14 protein-coding genes and 2 riboswitches are annotated in these 20,723 nt (G+C 44.2%); of the genes, 6 read left to right on the top strand and 8 right to left on the bottom strand.

The window, feature by feature from the left end:
• Positions 1-15: 15 nt before the first annotated feature.
• From BUC05_RS00680 to BUC05_RS00650, 7 genes are all read right to left on the bottom strand, one after another.
• Positions 16-1,422, bottom strand: a complete 1,407-nt coding sequence (locus BUC05_RS00680) for a sucrose-specific PTS transporter subunit IIBC (protein ID WP_011246297.1) — start codon at positions 1,420-1,422, stop codon at positions 16-18.
• 380 nt (positions 1,423-1,802) lie between these two features.
• A complete protein-coding gene (locus BUC05_RS00675; protein ID WP_279626583.1) occupies positions 1,803-3,461 on the bottom strand; it encodes a flavin-containing monooxygenase in 1,659 nt (552 codons plus the stop codon).
• A 240-nt stretch (positions 3,462-3,701) separates the two neighbouring features.
• Positions 3,702-3,908: a hypothetical protein gene (locus tag BUC05_RS00670; RefSeq protein ID WP_073303918.1), complete on the bottom strand. Its 207-nt coding sequence runs from the start codon at positions 3,906-3,908 to the stop codon at positions 3,702-3,704.
• An 11-nt stretch (positions 3,909-3,919) separates the two neighbouring features.
• Positions 3,920-4,660 (bottom strand): acetoacetate decarboxylase, encoded by a 741-nt coding sequence (locus tag BUC05_RS00665; protein WP_073303915.1) that lies wholly within the window; start codon positions 4,658-4,660, stop codon positions 3,920-3,922.
• A gap of 2 nt (positions 4,661-4,662) precedes the next feature.
• A complete protein-coding gene (locus tag BUC05_RS00660) occupies positions 4,663-5,607 on the bottom strand; it encodes a class I SAM-dependent methyltransferase (protein WP_073303913.1) in 945 nt (314 codons plus the stop codon).
• Between the two features lie 229 nt (positions 5,608-5,836).
• Positions 5,837-6,826, bottom strand: coding sequence for a 3-oxoacyl-ACP synthase III family protein (locus BUC05_RS00655; protein WP_073303910.1), 990 nt, complete (start codon positions 6,824-6,826; stop codon positions 5,837-5,839).
• A 545-nt stretch (positions 6,827-7,371) separates the two neighbouring features.
• Positions 7,372-8,781: an NAD-dependent succinate-semialdehyde dehydrogenase gene (locus BUC05_RS00650; RefSeq protein ID WP_073303907.1), complete on the bottom strand. Its 1,410-nt coding sequence runs from the start codon at positions 8,779-8,781 to the stop codon at positions 7,372-7,374.
• A gap of 184 nt (positions 8,782-8,965) precedes the next feature.
• Between BUC05_RS00650 and BUC05_RS00645 the strand changes: the two genes are divergently transcribed.
• Entirely contained in the window at positions 8,966-9,472 is a 507-nt protein-coding gene (locus BUC05_RS00645; protein WP_011246295.1) for a DUF8052 family protein, read from the top strand.
• A 9-nt stretch (positions 9,473-9,481) separates the two neighbouring features.
• The gene (locus BUC05_RS00640; RefSeq protein WP_011246294.1) at positions 9,482-11,107 is read left to right on the top strand and encodes a carbon starvation CstA family protein; all 1,626 of its coding nucleotides are present in this window, start codon (positions 9,482-9,484) and stop codon (positions 11,105-11,107) included.
• 112 nt (positions 11,108-11,219) lie between these two features.
• Here BUC05_RS00640 and metE read toward each other — a convergent pair whose 3' ends face one another.
• The gene (metE, locus tag BUC05_RS00635; protein ID WP_041823739.1) at positions 11,220-13,514 is read right to left on the bottom strand and encodes a 5-methyltetrahydropteroyltriglutamate--homocysteine S-methyltransferase; all 2,295 of its coding nucleotides are present in this window, start codon (positions 13,512-13,514) and stop codon (positions 11,220-11,222) included.
• 154 nt (positions 13,515-13,668) lie between these two features.
• A riboswitch (cobalamin riboswitch) is annotated at positions 13,669-13,808 on the bottom strand.
• A gap of 53 nt (positions 13,809-13,861) precedes the next feature.
• A riboswitch (SAM riboswitch) is annotated at positions 13,862-13,966 on the bottom strand.
• A gap of 151 nt (positions 13,967-14,117) precedes the next feature.
• On the opposite strand from metE, the gene BUC05_RS00630 reads away from it, so the two are divergent.
• From BUC05_RS00630 to BUC05_RS00615, 4 genes are all read left to right on the top strand, one after another.
• The gene (locus BUC05_RS00630; RefSeq protein WP_051881217.1) at positions 14,118-15,605 is read left to right on the top strand and encodes an SLC13 family permease; all 1,488 of its coding nucleotides are present in this window, start codon (positions 14,118-14,120) and stop codon (positions 15,603-15,605) included.
• Between the two features lie 220 nt (positions 15,606-15,825).
• On the top strand, positions 15,826-16,842 hold the full coding sequence (locus BUC05_RS00625) for an SEC-C domain-containing protein (RefSeq protein WP_073303904.1): 1,017 nt from the start codon (positions 15,826-15,828) through the stop codon (positions 16,840-16,842).
• 244 nt (positions 16,843-17,086) lie between these two features.
• Positions 17,087-17,521, top strand: coding sequence for a regulatory YrvL family protein (locus BUC05_RS00620; RefSeq protein ID WP_011246290.1), 435 nt, complete (start codon positions 17,087-17,089; stop codon positions 17,519-17,521).
• Between the two features lie 230 nt (positions 17,522-17,751).
• Entirely contained in the window at positions 17,752-20,688 is a 2,937-nt protein-coding gene (locus tag BUC05_RS00615) for a 5'-nucleotidase C-terminal domain-containing protein (protein ID WP_084140004.1), read from the top strand.
• Positions 20,689-20,723: the final 35 nt, after the last annotated feature.

The raw sequence follows: 20,723 nt of genomic DNA, 5'->3' as shown, positions 1-20,723 counted from the left end.
CTCCCCCTAATTTGTTTATTTCAGATTTGTTTTCTCTTTAAAGCCAAACATCCATGTAAGGGCAAACGCTATCCCAAATCCAATCACGCAGACTGCAATGTACGGAATGATTTGCGCGTTTAAGTACAGCAACATACCTGGAATGACTGTAATCGACATGCCTGTTGCCTGAACATCGAGGATCCGGGCAAAGAATCCAGCAACGGCGCCACCGATCAAGCCCATCAGGAACGGCTTGCCATAACGGATATTCACACCGAAAATAGCTGGCTCCGTAATGCCGAGCAAAGCAGACAAGGAAGAAGGGTAAGCAATCGACTTCGTCTTGAGGCTTTTCGCCTTCAAGCCAACAGCCAACGCGGCTCCCGCTTGTGCAGCGATCGAACCAGAGCTGATTGCATTGACCATATTCCAGCCAGTGTCACTTAACATTTGAATTTCGATCAAGTTTAAGGCATGATGAAGCCCCGTCACAACGATAAATTGATTAATGCCACCATAGATGAAGCCGCCAATTCCGAACGGCAACTGCAGAATCCATGTAACTGCTGTCAAGATTAAAATCTCTACTTCATGGAACACAGGACCGAGCACAAACAGTCCTAGCATTAGAGCGATCAGCAATGTTAAAAATGGCGTCAAAATTAAATCCAACGCAGCGGGAACGAGTTTGCGGATTCTTTTCTCTAGCAACGCACCAACTATACCGATAATAAACGCAGGCAACACCGAGCCCTGATAACCGGCTACTTTAATAAATCCAAGGAACATTAGCGGTTCCTGAACATTCTGGGCGACATCCCAGGACGTTGGCAGGGAAGGGCTGACGAGCATCAAGCCGAGCACAATCCCAAGCAGCGGTGAACCGCCAAACACCCGAAAAGTTGACCAACATACGAGCACGGGCAAGAAACCAAAAGCAGTGTCTGTCAAAATTTGCGTGAACACTAAGAAATTGTCGGAAATGCTGTCTGGAGTAAGTCCAAACCACGCGAGGATGGCAGGCTGCGTAATAAGGCCTCTGACACCCATGAATAAGCCCGTAGCAACCAACGCTGGGATAATCGGTACGAATACGTCCCCGAACACCCGGATCATTCGTTTAAAGAAATGATCATCTTGCTCAGAAGCCTTCTCTTTCAATTCCGCTTTGGAAGTAGAAGAGACGTCCTCTCCGATCATGGCCTCATATACTCGATTGACGGTACCGGTTCCAAAAATGATTTGATATTGCCCAGAAGTAAAAAAGACCCCTTTAGCCTTGTCCACGTTCTCAATAAATTCATCATCAATGATATCCCGATCCTTGACAATCAGTCTAAGTCGTGTGGCACAGTGTGCCATCGATATGATATTTTCTTTTCCACCAAGCCCTTTAATTACATCCTGGGCAATTTTTTTATATTCCTTTTCAGGCCCCATCTGTCTCTTCCTTTCAACTAATTAAGTAGCTTCCTGCTTCTAAGCATATCAAGATGGCGCTTACAATCAACGCTATTATTTTACGTGATTAAGGGCAAATTTTGACCTTTTGTATATTTTGCCCTGGGAAGACGGGCGGAACAGCAATATATGTAAGCTATTTCTAAATTCTGGACGCCACTTCTGTTCTTTTTCCATGCAATGTATAAACATAAAGTGTATTTTGTCCAAAGATATTCTTTATAAACCTTAAAAATGATAGGTACTACAATGGTCCATGCCATCTTGATTCGCCTCTAGTCTTTGTTTAGGCAATGATCGGTACAATAATGTGTTTAAAATTGGAAAAGATCGTCTTCTGACGATCTTTAAGAGGAGCTTTAATTGTAAATTTTTTCTTCATTAGTAGAAATCACTGAAAATCCCTCATAGTCTTTGGCTGCAATTCGATCACAGATTTGACGGTAATTGCCGACCCCTCCCAGATAAGCTAAGAACCCTCTTGGCTTACCTACAATGTTCGTCCCCATGTACCAGGAGTTCGTCTTAGTAACCAACGTAGAATTAGCAATTTCCTGGAAATGCTTGCTCCACCCTTCTTCCGCTTCCACCGTTGCTTCCAAGGCTTCAATCTCGTTACTGCGAAGATATTCAATACAGTCGGAAATCCATTCAACGTGCTGCTCAATGGAAACCAACATATTGCCTATCACAGAAGGACTCTGAGGGCCTGTAATCATAAAAAGATTAGGAAAATCAGCGACTGCGATTCCAAGGTATGTCCTTAACCTTGCTCCCTCTTCCCATTTTTCCTTCAACGAAATTCCAGACTTACCGCGGATATCCATTTTAAATAAGGGCCCTGTCATGGCATCAAATCCAGTTGCACATACAATCATGTCTAGATCATACATTGCTTCCACTGTCCCCGTTGAGGTAATCTCTTCAATCGGGGCTGACCTGACATCAACCAAAGAGACATTGTCACGGTTAAAGGTTTCAAAGTAATTGTTGTCTATAACCGGTCGTTTCGTTGCGTAATAGAACGACGGCATCAGTTTCGTTGCTACTTCAGGATCCCGTACAATTTGACGTATCTTGCAACGGAAGAAATCGGTGATCGTTTCATTCGCTTTTGCTTCAACGAGCAAATCGTTATAGCTGTACAACATCGATAAGAGCCTGCCATCCTCCCACGCTGCCTCATATACAAGTTCGCGTACTTCTGGTGAATCTTGCAGCGCAGACTGATCACGAGCGTGGAACGGTACACCGTGCATAGAGTCACGCATCCGTTCCTTAATTTCTTCATAGTTTTCAACGGTTTTCCGCATGAACTCCCGATTGTAAGGATGATTTTTTGCTGGGGCGCTATACTGTGGCGTACGTTGAAAAATAGTAAGATGCTTCGCCTCTTGAGCAATAATCGGGATACACTGGCTGCCGGTCGAACTTGTCCCAATCACGCCGACCCGCTTACCTGCAAAGCTTACCTTCTCATGGGGCCAACGTCCAGTGTGGTACATCTCGCCTTGAAAGGTATCTATGCCCTTGAATTTCGGCATGTTGGGTACAGATAAACAGCCTACCGCTGTGATGAAGTATTTTGCCGACGCCTGCATGCCATTGCTAGTTTGGATATTCCATCTATGGGTTTGATTATCATAATGGGCTGCGATAATCTTTGTCCCTAATTCGATATCACAGCGCAGATCGAACTTATCGGCCACATAGTTGATATAACGTAAGATTTCCGGCTGATCTGCATACCTCGATGACCACGTCCACTCATGAAGCAATTCTTCGGAAAACGTATAGTTATAATAGATGCTTTCGATGTCGCAACGTACTCCGGGATAACGATTCCAGTACCACGTGCCCCCGATATCGTCACCAGCTTCAAAAACCCGAACGGATAAACCAGCTTCACGTAAACGATGAAGCATATACAAACCCGAAAAACCTGCACCTGCAACAATTGCATCAAAGTTAGTGCCTCGATTTGCTTGTTTAGTTGATGACATTGTATGGCTACTCAATCCCCATTCCTCCTAAAAGTAGGCTGCAAAAATTCATCCCCTCAACAAGTTATTGTTGGTTACTATGAATTTCAGGATAATGTTTGGGCCATATGTTCAAGAAACGCTTCTTCGCCCAACTCTCTACGAAGCTTCAAAAGTGCTTTTGCATCTTTACCAACAACATACCTGAACTGGTTAGTTCCGTCCGTTGCTGCCTGACAGATGGCTTCCGCAACCAATTCTGGGGAAGATATGCTGTCAGAATTTATGGTTGTTTCCTGCCATCTGGGTCGATTTAAAGTATTCTTGATAATCTGTCAACGAATCATCGGACAACACCTCGATCGATCTTCCGAAAAAGTCGGTTTTGACCACACCACGTTTCATCGCATCGCGCCCCCTATTAAACAATGGTTGTTCCACATCACATGTCAAGTTAAGTAATGTGGAATCCTCACGTTGCATTTATGCCCTTCTCACTGCTCTTTTAAGTAGTCATAAACAACGTCCGGTTTAGATAACGTCAAATCAGTCACGATGTGTGAAGCGGAAATAACCTCAAGCACGGGAAGATCCGCCATAGGAGCCAGTGCATGGGCAAACAATTGCAACCGGGCCGGTGCAGTCCAAGCGCCATGAATGGTCAAATCCTTGGTCTGTGTGCGCAACAGTCGGCATACCTGCTGACTACCGTCAAAGTCCGGCACAATTTTCAGCATGTATGTTGGTTTTGTAAGCTCTTGACGAGCGAGCTCTAAGTCGAGAGGTTGATGTTTATAACCCATTGTAGCCGTGGCCACGCGTAACGACCCATAGTCCAAAGTACCAACTAATGTGTCCGAATCAATGTACAATCTTGGCGAGCCAAGTTTTTTCGGGTATGCACTTGCCTCACGTCCACCCGCAATCGCAGGATGATTGTCCACATACATAGCATGTAGATAATCGCCCTTCTCGCCGTTGAAGGATACCGGTATCACTTGGCCGGATTCTGTGTAGGCCCCCAAACCAGTAACATCCGGCATATACATGATTTCAAATTTGACCAGAGGCTCATCAATTTCAAGCGGCTCGGGAACGATACGTCTTAGCGCTTCCATATCGGTACGATACAGAATGTTCAGATACTCGCGATTACGAAAATAAAAAGGGCCAGAAGGATATGCAGGAGCCCCCAACGGAGTCGTCATTTGCTTGCGTATTTCATTTTTCTTCATTATTATTTATCTCCTTGTCGCTTTTCAATTTCCATAAAATTAATTGTCTGGTTACTTTCAACAAATATATCAATACCTTTAATGGTTTCTTTTGGGAGTTCTTCTACTAATGCTTGCATTTGATCCTCATCGCGATAAATGAGCCACCAATCCATGACAGCTTCCATATAGGCAATAGTAGGAGAGTCGGGATGGTAGTTAATGATTAACAATCGCCCGCCTGGATTAAGGAGCTGAAACAATCTCTTTGTTAATCTTTTAGCCAGTTTGTCTGAAAGATAATCATATACACCAAGAGAGTATATAAAATCAAATGTAGGAAGAGGCACTTTGTTTCTAATGATGTCAACCACGGAAGCGTGGATCGTTTCTCCAAAACCCTTTATCGCCTCTGCAGCAACCGAAAGAGCTTCCCGGTCTTGATCAATGGCGACAAATTTTCCAATGCTTTTGTTTTTCACCGCAGTACAATCCGATGTTTCCCTTAAATGGCCACAAGCGACTGAGAGAATAGAAGGATTCGCAACACGTTCTGATGTTTGATTAATCATTTTGGAAAGTATCCGCCTTCTTTCTCGATTAGCATGATTTGCATGACCTATACGGTTTATGTCGTAATAAAGAAGATCGGAAATTTCTGCTTGTTCATTCTCGTAGGGTGACGATTCCAATTTTTCATAGTCATACTGCAAGTCCAGCATTATCGGATCACCTGCATAGCCTCGGGGTTTTTCAAATGCTCGACGAGATAGTGGCTCTTGCCAGAAAAATGCACTTACTGGATGCTCACGATATTGAGAGATAAATTGCTTCCAATCTTCTGTGGAAGAATGGTGACGTATGTTTCTTAATTCATCATAAAGAGTGCTAAAAGCCTCAGAGTATTGACCTTGATTAATTTTCGTTTCAATATTATTAAGTAAATTTCGAATAAAATTGGTTTCCATGTACGTTTTCCTCCTCTTAAGAACTTTGCTACAGATCCACGGTTTATCTATAAACGGTTTACCAGCTCCTTAAAGTACAAAGTTAAACAAAAACAATTTCAAAAATACTAATATTCGGTTAAAACAGACGGGCATTTTACAGATTAAAGGTTTGTAAATCGTTTAGTTTGTAAGTTTTCAAACGCCTCGAACCCATCCAGAAGTTTTCTTTTTTAGATTCGGATACGATTTACCAAATAACAGAACAAACAGACCATGAATATCCGACCCCAAAACCAACTAACATAAGCTTGTCTCCTCGTTTTATTTTCCTATCCCTTGATTCATGGTACAGGGCTATTGGGATAGTAGAGGAGACTGTATTACCGTACTCACGTAGTTGAATGGAGAACTTGTCTTTGGGAATTTCTAATTTCTCCCGTAGCGCCTTCATCATATGTTCATTAGCTTGATGAAAAACAAAATAATCATAGTCAGTAATAGTCTCGTTGTTCTGCTGAAGAAATTTTCTAACACAGCTCGTTACTTCTTTCGACGCAAATTTAAATATTTTATAACCATTCATATACAAATTTACTCTGGAACGGATATTGCCTTTATCATCTTGCTGTTCCATTAGTGAGTCAGTTGTTTGTCGTTCGCGCATTCCACCAGCAGGAACAATGAGATTCTTGCCGCCGCTTCCATCAGTACCGAATTCAAAAGGCCCTACAGAAGAATGAGGTCGCTCACACCTAGTTATTAAAGTAGCAGCTGAACCGTCTCCAAATAATTCTGTGACCGAGTAGTCTTTTGGATGAATAAATTTACTGTAGGTATCTGCAGTAATCAATAGAACGTTTTTTGCTGTTCCAGTTTCAATCAATCCTTTTGCGAGCGATAAACCATACACAAAACCTGAACAACCAAGATTTATATCTAAAGCCCCGCAGGAAGTTGGCAAACCCATTCGATCTTGAATTAAACAAGCAGTCGTAGGCAAGTAATGATCAGGTGACTGTGTACAGAATAATAAAAAATCGATATCTTCAGGTTTGCATACATTTGAATCAAACAGTTTTCGGGCAGCTTCACAAGCTAAATCTGAAGCAAGTTCATCTTCTCCAGCAATATGTCGTGAATGGATACCGATTTTTTTAGTTAGTTTGCTTTCCGGATCGTTTCGAACTTTATTATAAGGAACAAAAAATTCAATCGATTTGATGTAGCTTGAATACATGCTGCCCTCCTATTTTGCCGCAAAATCCCATTCTAGCGTCAAATGTTCTTATTCTAGTCATGATGTTTTCTAGTAAAGTCTCCGTCACCGGGAAATGGCCGAAGTATGCTCAATTTGGAACACATTGCTATAGTTCACTTTATTCCACCCCTTCCATTAATTTATCCTAAAATTTACTACAGTGTTATAGCAATTAGAATAACTAAAAGCATAAATAAATATTAAATATTTGCAATTTTAAATGCAAACAAACTTATTATGATTAGAACTGAACTTATTCGTAGTTGCTTTAATCATTATTAATATATTTACTTCAAAGTAAATCTAGTACCTATTAATAGATTATACTACTATTAATTTAATTACAAGAGTTTTTTGATTAAATATTCACTTTTTTTGTTGACAATTCTTTATTAATCATGCTTGTTTTGGGGTTTTCATCCATATTAGTATTCTATCATACTTTTATTACATACAATTTACTAGATCACTATTAATTTAATTAATAGATTATTAAAAAGCTGCGCTCTGAGCGCAGCTTAGCTTTACATTTTTAAAGAAACGTACTTGCTTTCAAGAAATTCCTCTAACCCTTCATGGCCTCCCTCACGGCCAATCCCGCTTTGCTTGAAACCACCAAATGGCGCCTGGGCAACCGATGGGCCGCCGTCGTTTAAACCGACTACCCCGTAGTCCAGCTTTTCTGCAACTCGAATCCCGCGGCTTAGATCAGTGGTAAATAAGTAGGCGGCAAGCCCGTAAATCGTATCGTTTGCCCGTTTGACGACTTCTTCTTCTGTCTTAAAAGTAGATATCGGTGCGAGGGGGCCGAATGTTTCCTCTGACATGCATGCCATGTCATCCGTTACTCCTGCTATGACAGTTGGTTTAATAAACAGCCCGTCACTGCTGTTTCCTCCTGTTAGTACTTCTGCCCCTTTGTCTTTTGCATCTCGAATATGGGTAAGGACTTTATCAACTGCATCTTCATCAATCAGTGGACCAATGTCTGTCTCCTCGTTCAATCCATTCCCCACTTTCAGCTGCTCGACTGCTTGTTTCATTTTCGTTATGAATGCTTCAGCAATCGATTCATGCACGTAGATACGATTGGCGCATACGCACGTCTGTCCGCCATTACGGAATTTGGAGGCGATTGTTTCTTGGACAGCGTTATCGATGTCGGCATCTTCAAACACAAGGACCGGTGCATGCCCGCCAAGCTCCAAAGAGATTTTCTTAACGGTTTGCCCCGCTTCACTCATAAGAGTGCGGCCAATTTCCGTAGAGCCGGTAAACGTCAACTTGCGGACACGCTCGTCTTCCTGCCACGCTTTTGAGATGTCACTTGTTGACCCAACAACAACGTGGAGCACGCCTTTTGGCAATCCTGCTTTTTCAGCAAGCTCTGCTAGTTTCAATGCAGTCAATGGCGTTTGCGATGCTGGCTTGATCAGCACTGTGCAGCCTACTGCCAACGCCGGTGCCACTTTCCGCGTAATCATAGCGGCCGGGAAGTTCCACGGTGTAATCGCAGCGATGACACCTACAGGCTGTTTTACCACAAATAAACGTTTATCAGGAGATGAAGCCGGAATGGTTTCCCCGTATATGCGTTTGCCCTCTTCTGCATACCACTTTATAAATGAATTGGCATAGGCGATTTCCCCTCGCGCTTCATTAATTGGTTTGCCTTGTTCCATTGTCATTAATCGAGCTAGTTCCTCTTTCTGTTCAGCAATAAGATCGTGCCACGCCTCTAATATGGCGCTTCGTTCATAAGCTGAACGCGCTGCCCATGCAGGCAACGCCTCGTAGGCGCCATCGGCTGCGACTTTTGCCTCCTTCGCTCCTCCTTTCGGCACCGAGCCGACAACTTCGCCGGTAGCCGGATTCACCACGTCAAATACATCCAGCTCTTCGCTAACCCATTCGCCATTTATAAAAAGTTTCATCTTATCGAACTCCTTTGAGGCTTTTTTATTCTGTTCCCTTTCCCTCTATATGTAAACGTCGAAAAGAGGCTCTGATCTAGTGAAGACAGCACCGATATTTTTTCAGAAAGAATTGAATTATCGATTTAATAAATGTATACTAAACACATGTATGTAACCGCTACCAATTTGAATGAGGTGCCCCATGCCAACTGAATTGCCTTTACGCCAACTGCAAAACGCTTTAAAGCACCAGTTTGATGTGTATGAAGACGACCATCTTGGCCATCTCCCACTGCGCTTCAGTGCCCATTATCAGCGGCGCGATGAACGTTATGTCCTTTCCAAGAAAGCAACAGTCTGGAGCGTTGAAAACAACCAGCACTTTTTCTTTTATGAGCCAAAAACAGCAACAATGGACACATTTTCTGAATTTGTGCGCCAGCTTGATGCTCATATTCACACAAACGCAAACCATTCATCTCAGCATATGTCGTCGATTTACATCGGACTGCTGCTAACAGCAACAGTGCCTTCGCCTGAGCTGTGTCAAGCGGCACGCCGTTGCCGTAGCTTATCATTCGTCAAATGGGGCTTGCATGGCTGGGCAGAACGCTATGCAGGAATTTTGCTTCAAGACGGAAGCGAGCTTTACGCGCACAAAAAAGGGAAGCCCTTTATTGAACCATTTCTGCAAATTTATAAAACGTGAGGTGGTCTTGTGAATTTTGTGACGCTTATGCTTATTTGCGTTGCCTTGTTAATTGTCGCCTATTTCACTTATGGAAAATACTTGGAGCGTCGCTTAAAAATTGACGGACAACGGACAACGCCTGCACATACGTTCTATGACGGACAGGAGTATATTCCGACGAAAACGCCTGTACTGCTTGGCCATCATTTCACGACAATTGCAGGCGGCGGTCCGATTACTGGGCCAATTGCCGCGATTGTGTTCGGCTGGCTGCCTGCCGTTCTATGGATTATAATCGGCAGCATTTTTGTAGGCGGCACCCATGATTATGCATCTTTGCAAGCTTCCATTCGCCATAAAGCTAAGTCGATTGGCGAAGTCATTAAAGAACATATGGGGAAACGTGGGCAGTTAATGTTCTTAGCCTTTTCGATAGCGACGTTAATTTTGATCATTGGCGTCTTTATCATTCTAGTTGCAAATACGTTTGTGTCCTTTCCAGGCGCAGCCACTGCTTCCCTTTTGTTTATTGCTGTCGCGATGGGTTTCGGCGTTCTTGTCAACCAAGTGCGCATCCATTTAGCGCTTGCAACGTTGCTTGGCGTCGTCGCCATGGCACTATCGGTTTGGATTGGCCTAAGCTTTCCAATCACCCTTAGTGCTACTGCTTGGTCGCTCATTTTAATCGTTTACGCCTATTTCGCGTCCGTGTTGCCTGTCTGGTTTTTACTACAACCCCGTGATTACTTAAATTCATTTTTGCTCTATTTTCTAATTGGTGGCGCATTTTTAGGTTTGTTAATCGCTAGGCCTACTATTCAAATGCCTGCCTTTACCGGTTTTTATAATGATACGCTCGGCTTTTTGTTTCCCATTTTGTTTATTACAATTGCATGTGGGGCGATTTCCGGCTTCCATTCACTCGTTTCGTCGGGAACAACGTCCAAACAGCTGAATAACGAAAAGAATGGCCGCTTTGTCGCTTACGGTTCCATGTTAATCGAAGCATTTGTTGCCATCATCGCGATTGGTTCCGTTGCTTATTTAACACTTGACCAATTTAATGCGCTTATGGCCGAACTGAATGATCCGATTAGTGTGTTTTCCGTGGGCATTGGACACTTTATGAACACGTGGGGATTGCCTGTGGCAGCTGGTGTTACGTTTACGGCACTCGCTGCATCGGCATTCTTAATGACAACACTTGACTCGGCCACGCGGCTCATGCGTTATGCTGTTACGGAACTAGGCGAAAGCATCAACGTGCAGTTGCTTCGTAATAAGCATACGGCAACCGTACTCGGCTTAATAGGAGCAACGACGCTTGCCCTTTCCGGCACATGGCAAAGCGTATGGCCGCTGTTTGGCGCCGCCAACCAAATGCTTGGGGCGTTGGCTCTCCTTGCCATTACCTTATGGCTTGTGAAAACAAAATCGAAAGCATTGTTTGTGATCATCCCTATGGTGTTTATGTTTATTGTCACCACATCAGCGCTTCTCGTTATGATGCATTCCAATTTTCTTGCCGGTGATTACTTGCTCGTTGTTGCTTCTTTCATCCTATTTGTGATGTGCGTATTCCTCGGCATCGAGGGGGCCCGCAGTGTTACAAAACCTAAAAACAAGCAAAAACCAACTGATTTAAACGCATAAAAAGCATGGGGCGTCTGCCCCATGCTGAAGTTATTAACAAAGTAAGTCGATAATGCCCTTCAGACTGATAGAAAACGCTTGTCAAACGTTTGAATGCTTTGCTGCCAAAAAGTTAAATGGTCTTCGTCTCAAGTGTTTGCCGGGCTTCCTTCGCTGCCTCCACCATCACCTTTAATGCAGCCACTGTTTCTGGTTCTTGCCGTGTTTTCAAGCCGCAGTCAGGATTGACCCAAAATTGCTTTGGATGTAAGACATTCAGCGCACGCTCAATGTTACGGGCAATTTCTTCTTTAGCCGGAACGCGGGGGCTGTGAATGTCATATACACCGAGGCCAATGCCTTTGTTATACGTGTACTCTTCGAATGATGAAATTAGTTCCCCGTGGCTACGGGACATTTCGATTGAAATGACGTCTGCGTCAAGCCCGTCAATCGCTTCGATAATATCTTGGAAATCAGAATAACACATATGCGTATGGATTTGCGTTTCTGGCTTTACTTGGTTGACCGTCAACTGAAAGGCCGTTACCGATTGGTCAAGATAGCTTTGCCATTTCGCGCGCTTAAGCGGCAATCCTTCCCGCAAAGCAGGTTCATCTACTTGAATGACGCCAATTCCATGTTTTTCAAGGGCAAGGACTTCTTTGCGCAAAGCGAGAGCAATTTGATTAACCGCCTCCCCTTCCGTAATATCAGCCCTTGGAAACGACCAATTGTAAATCGTGACTGGACCAGTTAGCATCCCCTTAACCGGTTTGTCTGTTTTGGATTGGGCATAAACCGTTTCTTTTACAGTCATTGGTTGTTTAAAGTAAACATCTCCGTAAATAATTGGCGGTTTGACACAACGTGACCCATAAGACTGAACCCAGCCATATGTAGTAAACTGGAAGCCGCCAAGCTTTTCGCCAAAAAATTCAACCATGTCTGTCCGTTCAAATTCGCCATGGACAAGGACGTCGAGCCCAAGCTGTTCTTGGATAGCGATCCAGCGGTCTATCTCGGCGTTAATGAATGTTTCATAGCCAGCACTGTCCAATTTTCCTTTGCGCCAGTCTAACCGTTTTTTACGGATCTCTTTTGTTTGTGGAAAACTGCCAATCGTCGTCGTCGGCAACAGCGGCAGTTTCAGTTTGGCCGCTTGCAACTTGGCACGCGTAGGTGCGTCTAGACCACGGGATGGGTCCTCGCTGCTGATTTGTGCTACTTCTTGTTGGACCGATTGATTGTTCCGGGCTTCTGAAGCATTTAATCGCCCTAACGCGTGTTTGCTCGCTTCTAATAACGAAGGTGGCTCGTGACCGTTGACCACTTTCGCCAATGAAACGATCTCGATTATTTTTTCATCCGCAAATGCAATCGCTTCTTTTAATTCATCTGCTATTTTCTCTTCTGATTGGACCGTTACTGGCACATGCAAAAGGCTAGATGATGGTTGGAGAATGAGCCTTTCCCGTTCAACTACCTGTAACACTTCCTTTAGTTCGGCATTGACAGCTGTAAGATCCGTCCGCCAAATGTTACGTCCATCAATAACGCCAAGTGCTAACAGCTTATCGTTTGGAAATCCGTTTACACGAAGATTTTGAAATGTTTCTTCTTTTCCAGCTACAAAGTCAAATCCTAGCCCCGCAACTGGCAGCTGTATAAAACGGTTATAGTCAGCGACGCTCTCAAAATAGGTTTGCAGCAAAAGCTTGGCGTTTGGCGCTAGTTTCGCTAATGACTGATACGTTTCCTCGACAACAGCCCACTCTGCTTCGGTCACATCGCCAGCCAAAATCGGTTCATCTACTTGAATCAATGGCGCGCCTGCCTGTGCCAATTCAGCCAGTACTTGTCCGTACAAAGGCACAAGTGTCTGCACATGTTCGGAGAAGGATTTATTTCCATATTGTTTTGCTAGTTTCACAAAACTGACTGGCCCAAGAAGTACCGGTTTGCCGTTAATGCCAAGTTCACTTTTTGCCTCTTCGTACAAACGTAGCCAGCGGTTATCGACAAGGGCTGGTTCTCTGCTAGCCGTTAACTCTGGGACAATATAGTGGTAGTTGGTGTTGAACCACTTTGTCATTTCGGCTGCGACAGCATCATCCGTTCCCCGGGCAATCGCAAAATACGTTTCCTCCTCCACTTTTCCGCCAGCATACGCAAATCTTTCTGGCACAATTCCGAAAGCAACAGCCGTGTCTAACACATGGTCATAATCACTAAAATCGCCTACCGGAATGAGATCAAGGCCGAGCTGTTGCTGTTTTTGCAAATAAGATAGCCTTAACGATTTCTGTTCCTGCAAAAAATCAGTTTTTGAGCGCTTTCCTGCCCAAAACGCCTCAAGGTTTTTTTTCCATTCTCGCTGGCCGCCAATCCGCGGATACCCTAATGATGAACTTCTCACTTTGCTCAAATTTCTCCACCCCTTCATGTTTTTATCATCGACAAACAAAAAATCCCCATTACGTAATTAAAAGGGATTTGGAAAGTTAGCCAATTGTTAACTTGCGCCTCGGCACAAACATTCCATTGGCTTTGTTATCCACTCCTCTCTATATCCACGTAGAGTCAAGCAGTACAAACAGGCAGGCAATCTGACTTCACGAATAAATGTTGCATCTCGTGTCACAGTGGCGGGACCGTCCTGGATTTTCACCAGCTTCCCCTTTTAAGCGGCAATAGCCGCACCTGGTTGCATCTATAAAATTGAAAAACACCCGTTCCGGGATTGGAAAGGGTGTTGTTTTCACGAAATGAATCCCCTTATCTGCCAAAGTTCCCTTTGCTGGATTTAGCACCTTTTCATCGCAATGAATGGTTGCTGAAGCTTCATTGGGCCAGTCCCTCCGCTTCTCGTTATAAGAGTGTTTTTATGAAAATGTGTTGTTCATACTGTAGCATGAGTTTTCATAGTTGTCAAAACAAAAATAGAATCCATTTTTATTGCAAAATGTGACACGATTCTCGTAAACTATAAAAACGCAAACGAATATTTTTAAAAGCAGGTGATCGTTTTTTGAAATCAAAGTCGTATTCTCAGGCAAACAAAATTGGTCTCGTGCTTGGCCCGATTCTGGCTTTGCTTGCTTTTTTGCTCATCCCAGACGATGCCATTGGCTATGAAGGGCGCGTTGTCCTTGCCACAGTCGCATTAGTCGGCACTTTGTGGGTAACTGAGGCAGTTCCAATGGCTGCTGCTTCCTTAATACCGCTTATTATCATCCCCTTATTTGGCGGTGCACCGATTGACGTTGTATCGAGTGGCTATTCGGAACCTGTAATTTTCATGTATTTAGGCGGCTTTATTCTCGCAATTGCGATTGAAAAATGGAATTTACATAGGCGAATGGCTTTATCCATTATTGATTTTATTGGAACAGAAAGCCACAAAATCATTTTGGGCATTATGTTGGCGACAGGCACGCTTACGCTATTCATTTCAAATGCCGCTACCGCTCTTATGATGTTGCCTGTTGCCCTTGCTCTTATTTCTGAAGTTCGCGAAAAACACATTTTAACCGGGGAAAACGTACACTATTTTGCTAAAGCGATTTTGTTAGCGGTTGCATACACAGCCACGATTGGCGGGCTTGCCACTTTAGTTGCTGCCGTGCCCAATGCGGCCCTTGCCGGTATTGCTAGCATTCAGTTTGGTATTGAAGTCACTTTCTTGCAATGGCTTATTTTCGCTGGCCCTGTTGCAGTGGTAATGTTTATTTGCCTCTATTTCTATTTGACAAAAATCCGGTTTAAAGTCAAAGTCAAACAACAACGCTCTGTCGGATTTATTAAGGAAGAAAAGAAAAAACTAGGGCCTATTCAAACGGAGGAATGGATCGTCATTGTCGTATTTCTTATCACCATTTTCCTCTGGGTCGGAAAACCCGGTATTCTTTGGCTAGCAAACACCTTCTCAGCCTTGTCGTTTCTCGATAACCTCGGAAACTTGCCTGATGCAAGTGTTTCGATGTTAGGAGCGATCTCACTCTTCTTTTTACCAAGCACTAAACAGGGTGAACGGATTTTAAAATGGGAGGACTTAGCAAAACTGCCATGGGGCGTTCTCATTTTATTTGGAGGCGGGCTTGCCTTAGCAAAAAGCCTTGAATCGTCAGGCGTAAACGACTGGATTGCCGTAGCGTTAGAAGGACTTGAAAAATACGCGGCCTTTATTGTGATTCTTTTGCTAGTAGTCATTGTACTGGCGATGACTGAGATTTTATCGAATACCGCTGTCGCCAATTTGGTGCTGCCAATTGCGGCCGGGTTAGGAGTGGCTATTGGCATGGATCCCCTCTTTATGATGGCTGCTGTTGCGCTCGCTGCAGGCTCTTGTTACATGCTTCCTGTGGCAACACCCCCTAATACGGCCGTCTTCAGCGCAGGTGAACTGGATATAGCCGACATGGTTAAAGCAGGCGTATGGCTAAACATTCTTAGTGTCATTGTTATTACACTGGCCGTCTACTTTTGGATGCCTGTAGTCTTCGGAATTTCAAGATAACAATTCACATAATCCATTAAACGAGTAGAGAACGCTTATTAGCCGAAGGAAGAACGAGAGCGTTTTGCTACAAACTGATGCCCATGCTCTAGAGTGTGGGTTTTTTTATGCCGATCACGCACTCATCTTTCCTATGTCCCAACATTTCCCCAAGCAAACACCTTTTTTTCTTTGTGGAATCTGTTAAAATAGGAGAGTTGATTGATAAGGAGGAACATCGATGCCTAAACGAAACGATCTGTGCCCATGCGGGAGCGGAAAAAAATATAAAAAATGCTGTATGAATCGCTCATCTAGCCAGGCGATGGTCGTACAAGACGAACTAAACCAGCTTGAAACCGAATTGCTTTACATGGCATTTACCCGCTATCAAAAACAGTTAACAAATTGGGTGCAAAGCTACCATTCCGTTTATCCTGAGGCTGATAAAACGGTGACTGAAACACTTTCAAGCATGTTGCTTGTTTGGTTGATTTTCACAAAGCCCATTCAAGAGGATGAGACAACGATTTTTGATGTTTTTTATGAAGGGAAACAGAGAAAGATCAAACGCCCAAAAACTGCTTTCCTGTTGGAAACTTGGAAACACACGCGCCCAGCTGTTCTTGAAATTAAACAGCAAACGGCTGAGCGCGTGTACAGAAGCGTCGATTTGTTAACGGGACAGCAGATCGACCATACATTGCCAACTGAACATGAGAAGACTGCACGACCAGGCTCCACTGTCATCGGCTTTCCGGCAAACTCTGATGCGCACATGTCCTTTATTGGTCCTGTTATTAGCCATTTGCCTGAAAAAACGGCTGCTATTAAACAAAAAGTCGCTTCGTTTGTAAACGAAACAGAAGACGCCTTTTTGCAGAAGTGGCCGCAGCTGTTGTCCGCCCTTTTAAATAGCGAACAGGCTCCAACAGTTGCTCCTGATCAGTTTCGCTGGCATACAGACAAACAAAAGGAAACAGCCGAAGCATTGCTCAATGGCCTTCGCCTTGATCGATGCCCGCCGGAAATTGAAATGCTTGCCTTAGAGAAATGGAACCAGTTTTGCCAGGAACAGAATCCGGCAATCCGCAAGCCAGCAGCGTACGCTGCTGCGATGGAATACGCCCTTCAAACAATTGCGCCTATTTCTGCTACACAAAAGGCACTTGCTAAAAAGTATGGTGTTAGCCCATCAACAATTTCCGCTCGCTCTGCAGAAATTGTGACTGTGCTAAAAGAAACAGCAACGGCCTAATGGCTGAACAGCCAAAGTCTTCGCTTTGGCTGTTCGATTCTCGTTTACGCGCCTTGCGCTTTTGTTATCGTCTAGCTTCAGGCGCCATCAGCTCGAGACGCTTCGGACCAGCCGCTGAAGTAAAATGCTACTTCATCTTCTGATCCTCCAGCGCTTGTCGCTGATTACCGGGCGCCTTGCGCTTTTGTTATCGTCTAGCTTCGGGCCATCAGCTCGAGGCGCTTTTGTTAAAAGGAGGGATTTGATGCGTAAGGGTTCTTCGCTGCTCACTGTATGCGTAACTGTGTTTTTTATCATTGTCATCTCAGCAGCGGTTCTCGCATTCATCTTTGGTATATATTATTTAGGGATGGCCGGTTTGTTCCAACTGCTAGGCATCGGCTATGACTCTGTTCAAGCTTTAGCTTTGTTTGTCTTGCTTTTTTTGCTGCTCGGCATTTTTGTTGAATTGTTTGTTAAAGTGTTCAATACGTTGCTTCTCCCTGCTGTCGCAAGCAGACTGCTTCAGAAAATACTAGAATTTTGCATAAGGTATACATTCACACTTCCTGTTGTTTTTTTGCTTAACCACTATATGTCTACCATCCATATTAAACTGATGTCGCAAGCAGCCCTTGCTGCGTTTGTCGTCGTAATAGAGATGCTCATTGACAATGAGGATTACAGCCAAAAAGGCTGATAGAAGTTTGCTTACCGATAGGTGCTTGCCCTTAGGCAGGTGATCTATTTTGTTCAATAGACAGAATATTATGATTTCAATCCCGCTTCTCTACTTCCATACCTAGTACGCCCCTCTTATTTTAGCGTAACTTTTACAATCTATTACATTATAAAACACTATTAAACGGTTTTTTCTGCTATGATTTGAGTATGCCCATTTGGTGCTGATCATCTTTAAGGAGGAACAATATGCCGATACGAAAATCAATGCGACACATGATTCTGCTAGTTTTTGCTCTATTCTTCTGTTTAACCGTTCCACAATCCGTTTCTGGAGAAACAGGTGAAAAAACGCTTCATATTATTCACACTAATGATATCCATGCTAGCTTTGACGAGTATGGGAAAGTGGCAGCTTACATACAGAACAAGCGGCAAATGTCCGACCATTTTCTGTATGTCGATGCCGGTGATTTTGCGAGCGGCAACCCTGTCGTCGATTTAAATTACGGAAAGCCAATGATCGACATATTTAACCTTGTTGGCTTAGATGCATTTACAATTGGCAACCATGAGTTCGATTACGGGCAAGACCATTTAAAAACGAACATGGAACAGGCAAACTTTCCTTGGCTTGCCGCCAACCTTGATACAGGGGCGACGGATGTCGAAAATACGAAACCTTATGTGTTATTAGATGCGGATGGCATCTCCGTTGCATTATTTAGCTTAACGCAGGCGCCGCCAGCAACAGCACCAGCAAATGTAGTTGGTATGGATTTTGATAATGATTATATAGGAACAGCGCTTGCTTATAAAGACGAGTTGGAAAGTCAAGCTGATGTCATTATTGCTCTGACTCATATCGGCTACGACCAAGACCGCCGCCTTGCGAATGAGGTCGAGTATTTTGATGCTATTATAGGCGGCCATTCTCATACGACATTAAACGCTCCTGCCATTGTAAACGGCACGCCAATTGTCCAAACGGGTTCCAATTTGCAACATATAGGTGAACTGGAGTTTACCTACAATGAAACGACTGATGAGGTAACGGAAGTTTCAGGCCAGCTTACAGCGGTATCCTCCTTAACAGAAACGGATGAAGACGTCCAAGCAGTTATTGATAAGTACAACGAAGAGATGGATGAGCTTCTCGGCAAAGTAATCGGCTATTCAAACACCGGGCTATCCCGTGACGGGCGCTATGATCGCGATGTTCCTCTCGGCAATTTTTGGACAGATGCCATGCGCGCTTTTGCCGATGCAGATATTGCCTTAACGAATAATGGCGGCATTCGCGACAGCATTGCCCCAGGCGAAGTGACATTAAACGACATCTATAAAATTGAGCCTTTTGCCAATGAGATTATGGTGATTGAAATGACAGGCGAAGCGATCGAAAACGTCATCGCCTATTCATACGCCCGTGATGATCGCAACCAAATTGATTTGCAAACATCAGGTCTACACTACGAAATTATAACAGGAATGACAGGCAACTTTATTGACGTGAACGTATCAATTGATGGCCAGCCACTTGAGGCAGACTCCACTTATAAAGTGGCAGTTGCTGACTATATTGGCACTGGCGGATCAGGATACCATTTTGAAGGCGAAATCTTACAAGAAACAGTCGGCCTAATGACGACGGCAATGGAACAATATGCTTTGGAACGTACGGCTGCAGGCCACGCGCTTGACTACGAAAGCGAGGGGCGGATTGCTTTAAAAGTGGATCCAACTGCGCCAAATCCAGGGGAGATCATCGGCTCGACGAACACAGGCCTTTATTCTGAAAACAAAAACAAACAAGATGTTGGCCTTGGCAACTTATACGCCGATTCAATTCGCGCTAAAACAGGCAGCGACTTTGCGCTTTTAAACGGTTCTTCCATCACTGGAGAAATTCCTCCAGGCTCGATTACAGACAAACAAATTGAAGCTCTCGACCGTTATGGCAACACCATTGTTGTTGTCGAAACGACAGGTTCCCGCTTAAAAGAAGTTTTACTCGAGCAATCACGTTACCATCGAGGCGTTGATTTGCAAGGTTCTGGCTTGACTTACACGCTCATTCCAGACGAGAACAGCGGCTTTAGCGACGTGACTATACTACTTGAAAACGGCGAACCACTTGATCCTGATGGAACGTATACCGTCGCTTATAACGACTATATGCATGCCTCAACCTTTTACAACCTCGGCACGGCCGTTGATGACAGCTACGGCCCTGTTTGGCAAGCTGTAGTTGATTATGCATCAACGCAAACAGAGCCAATCGATTATACAGAAGGAAGCCGCATTGCCATTGAAGGCAAAGAGCCGGAAGACCCTACTGGCACACTGACTATCGCAGAAGCAATCGCCAACAACTCAGGCACAAAGGCAGTCAAGGGCTACATTGTCGGGTCGATCAATAACAACCGACCTATTATCGGCGAAGGCAGCCACGCCCCTTCTAACTTGTTATTGGCAGACTCACCAGATGAGACAGACAGGGCGAAGATGTTGCCTGTTCAGCTTGTGAACGGCACCCCTGTCCGAAATGGGCTAAACTTAGTCAACAATCCTGAAAACATTGGCAAACAAGTACGGATAATAGGTTCGCTAGAAACTTATTTTGGAACGCCAGGCATGAGAAACCCATCAACATACGCTTTTATCGAAGAACCAGTTGAACCAGAACCTGAGCTGCCAGCATGCGATTATAAAGCGTGGGAGAAAACCGCCATTTATACAGCTGGCGACCGCGTCGAGCATGAAGGCGATTTTTATGAAGCCAAATGGTGGACACAAGGGGAAAATCCTGCTGATTCAGGAAGGTGGGACGTCTGGAAAAAAGCAACTGATTGCTATGAGGAGCCTGATGGACCGCAAGAATGGCAAGCAGATGAAATCTACACTGCCGGCGATCGTGTTTACTATGAAGGCCAGCTATACGAAGCAAAATGGTGGACGCAAGGTGAGAATCCGAGTGAATCGGGACAGTGGGATGTTTGGAAAAAAGTGACTGATTCCGAGGAAGTACCTGAAGGACCACAAGAGTGGAATGCTACCACTATTTATGTCGCTGGCGACCGCGTGCTCTATGAGGGCCGACTATACGAAGCAAAATGGTGGACGCAAGGTGAGAATCCGAGTGAATCGGGACAATGGGATGTTTGGAAAAAAGTAAGCAACTAGCACAAAAAAGTCGGGAGCACTCCCGACTTTTTTGT

Origin of the sequence: Shouchella rhizosphaerae (assembly GCF_900142675.1) — a bacterium.
Taxonomy (GTDB): Bacteria; Bacillota; Bacilli; order Bacillales; family Bacillaceae_D; genus Shouchella; species Shouchella rhizosphaerae.
The sequence above is the reverse complement of the archived record's forward strand: the minus strand, read 5'-3'. Positions and strand labels throughout refer to the sequence as shown.

Bases quoted from the DNA above. Each gene is read 5' to 3' on its own strand.
- BUC05_RS00680 (WP_011246297.1), bottom strand. From the start codon at position 1,422: ATGGGGCCTGAAAAGGAATATAAAAAAATTGCCCAGGATGTAATTAAA.
- BUC05_RS00670 (WP_073303918.1), bottom strand. From the start codon at position 3,908: ATGCAACGTGAGGATTCCACATTACTTAACTTGACATGTGATGTGGAA.
- BUC05_RS00665 (WP_073303915.1), bottom strand. From the start codon at position 4,660: ATGAAGAAAAATGAAATACGCAAGCAAATGACGACTCCGTTGGGGGCT.
- BUC05_RS00660 (WP_073303913.1), bottom strand. From the start codon at position 5,607: ATGGAAACCAATTTTATTCGAAATTTACTTAATAATATTGAAACGAAA.
- BUC05_RS00655 (WP_073303910.1), bottom strand. From the start codon at position 6,826: ATGTATTCAAGCTACATCAAATCGATTGAATTTTTTGTTCCTTATAAT.
- BUC05_RS00650 (WP_073303907.1), bottom strand. From the start codon at position 8,781: ATGAAACTTTTTATAAATGGCGAATGGGTTAGCGAAGAGCTGGATGTA.
- BUC05_RS00645 (WP_011246295.1), top strand. From the start codon at position 8,966: ATGCCAACTGAATTGCCTTTACGCCAACTGCAAAACGCTTTAAAGCAC.
- BUC05_RS00625 (WP_073303904.1), top strand. From the start codon at position 15,826: ATGCCTAAACGAAACGATCTGTGCCCATGCGGGAGCGGAAAAAAATAT.
- BUC05_RS00620 (WP_011246290.1), top strand. From the start codon at position 17,087: ATGCGTAAGGGTTCTTCGCTGCTCACTGTATGCGTAACTGTGTTTTTT.
- BUC05_RS00615 (WP_084140004.1), top strand. From the start codon at position 17,752: ATGCCGATACGAAAATCAATGCGACACATGATTCTGCTAGTTTTTGCT.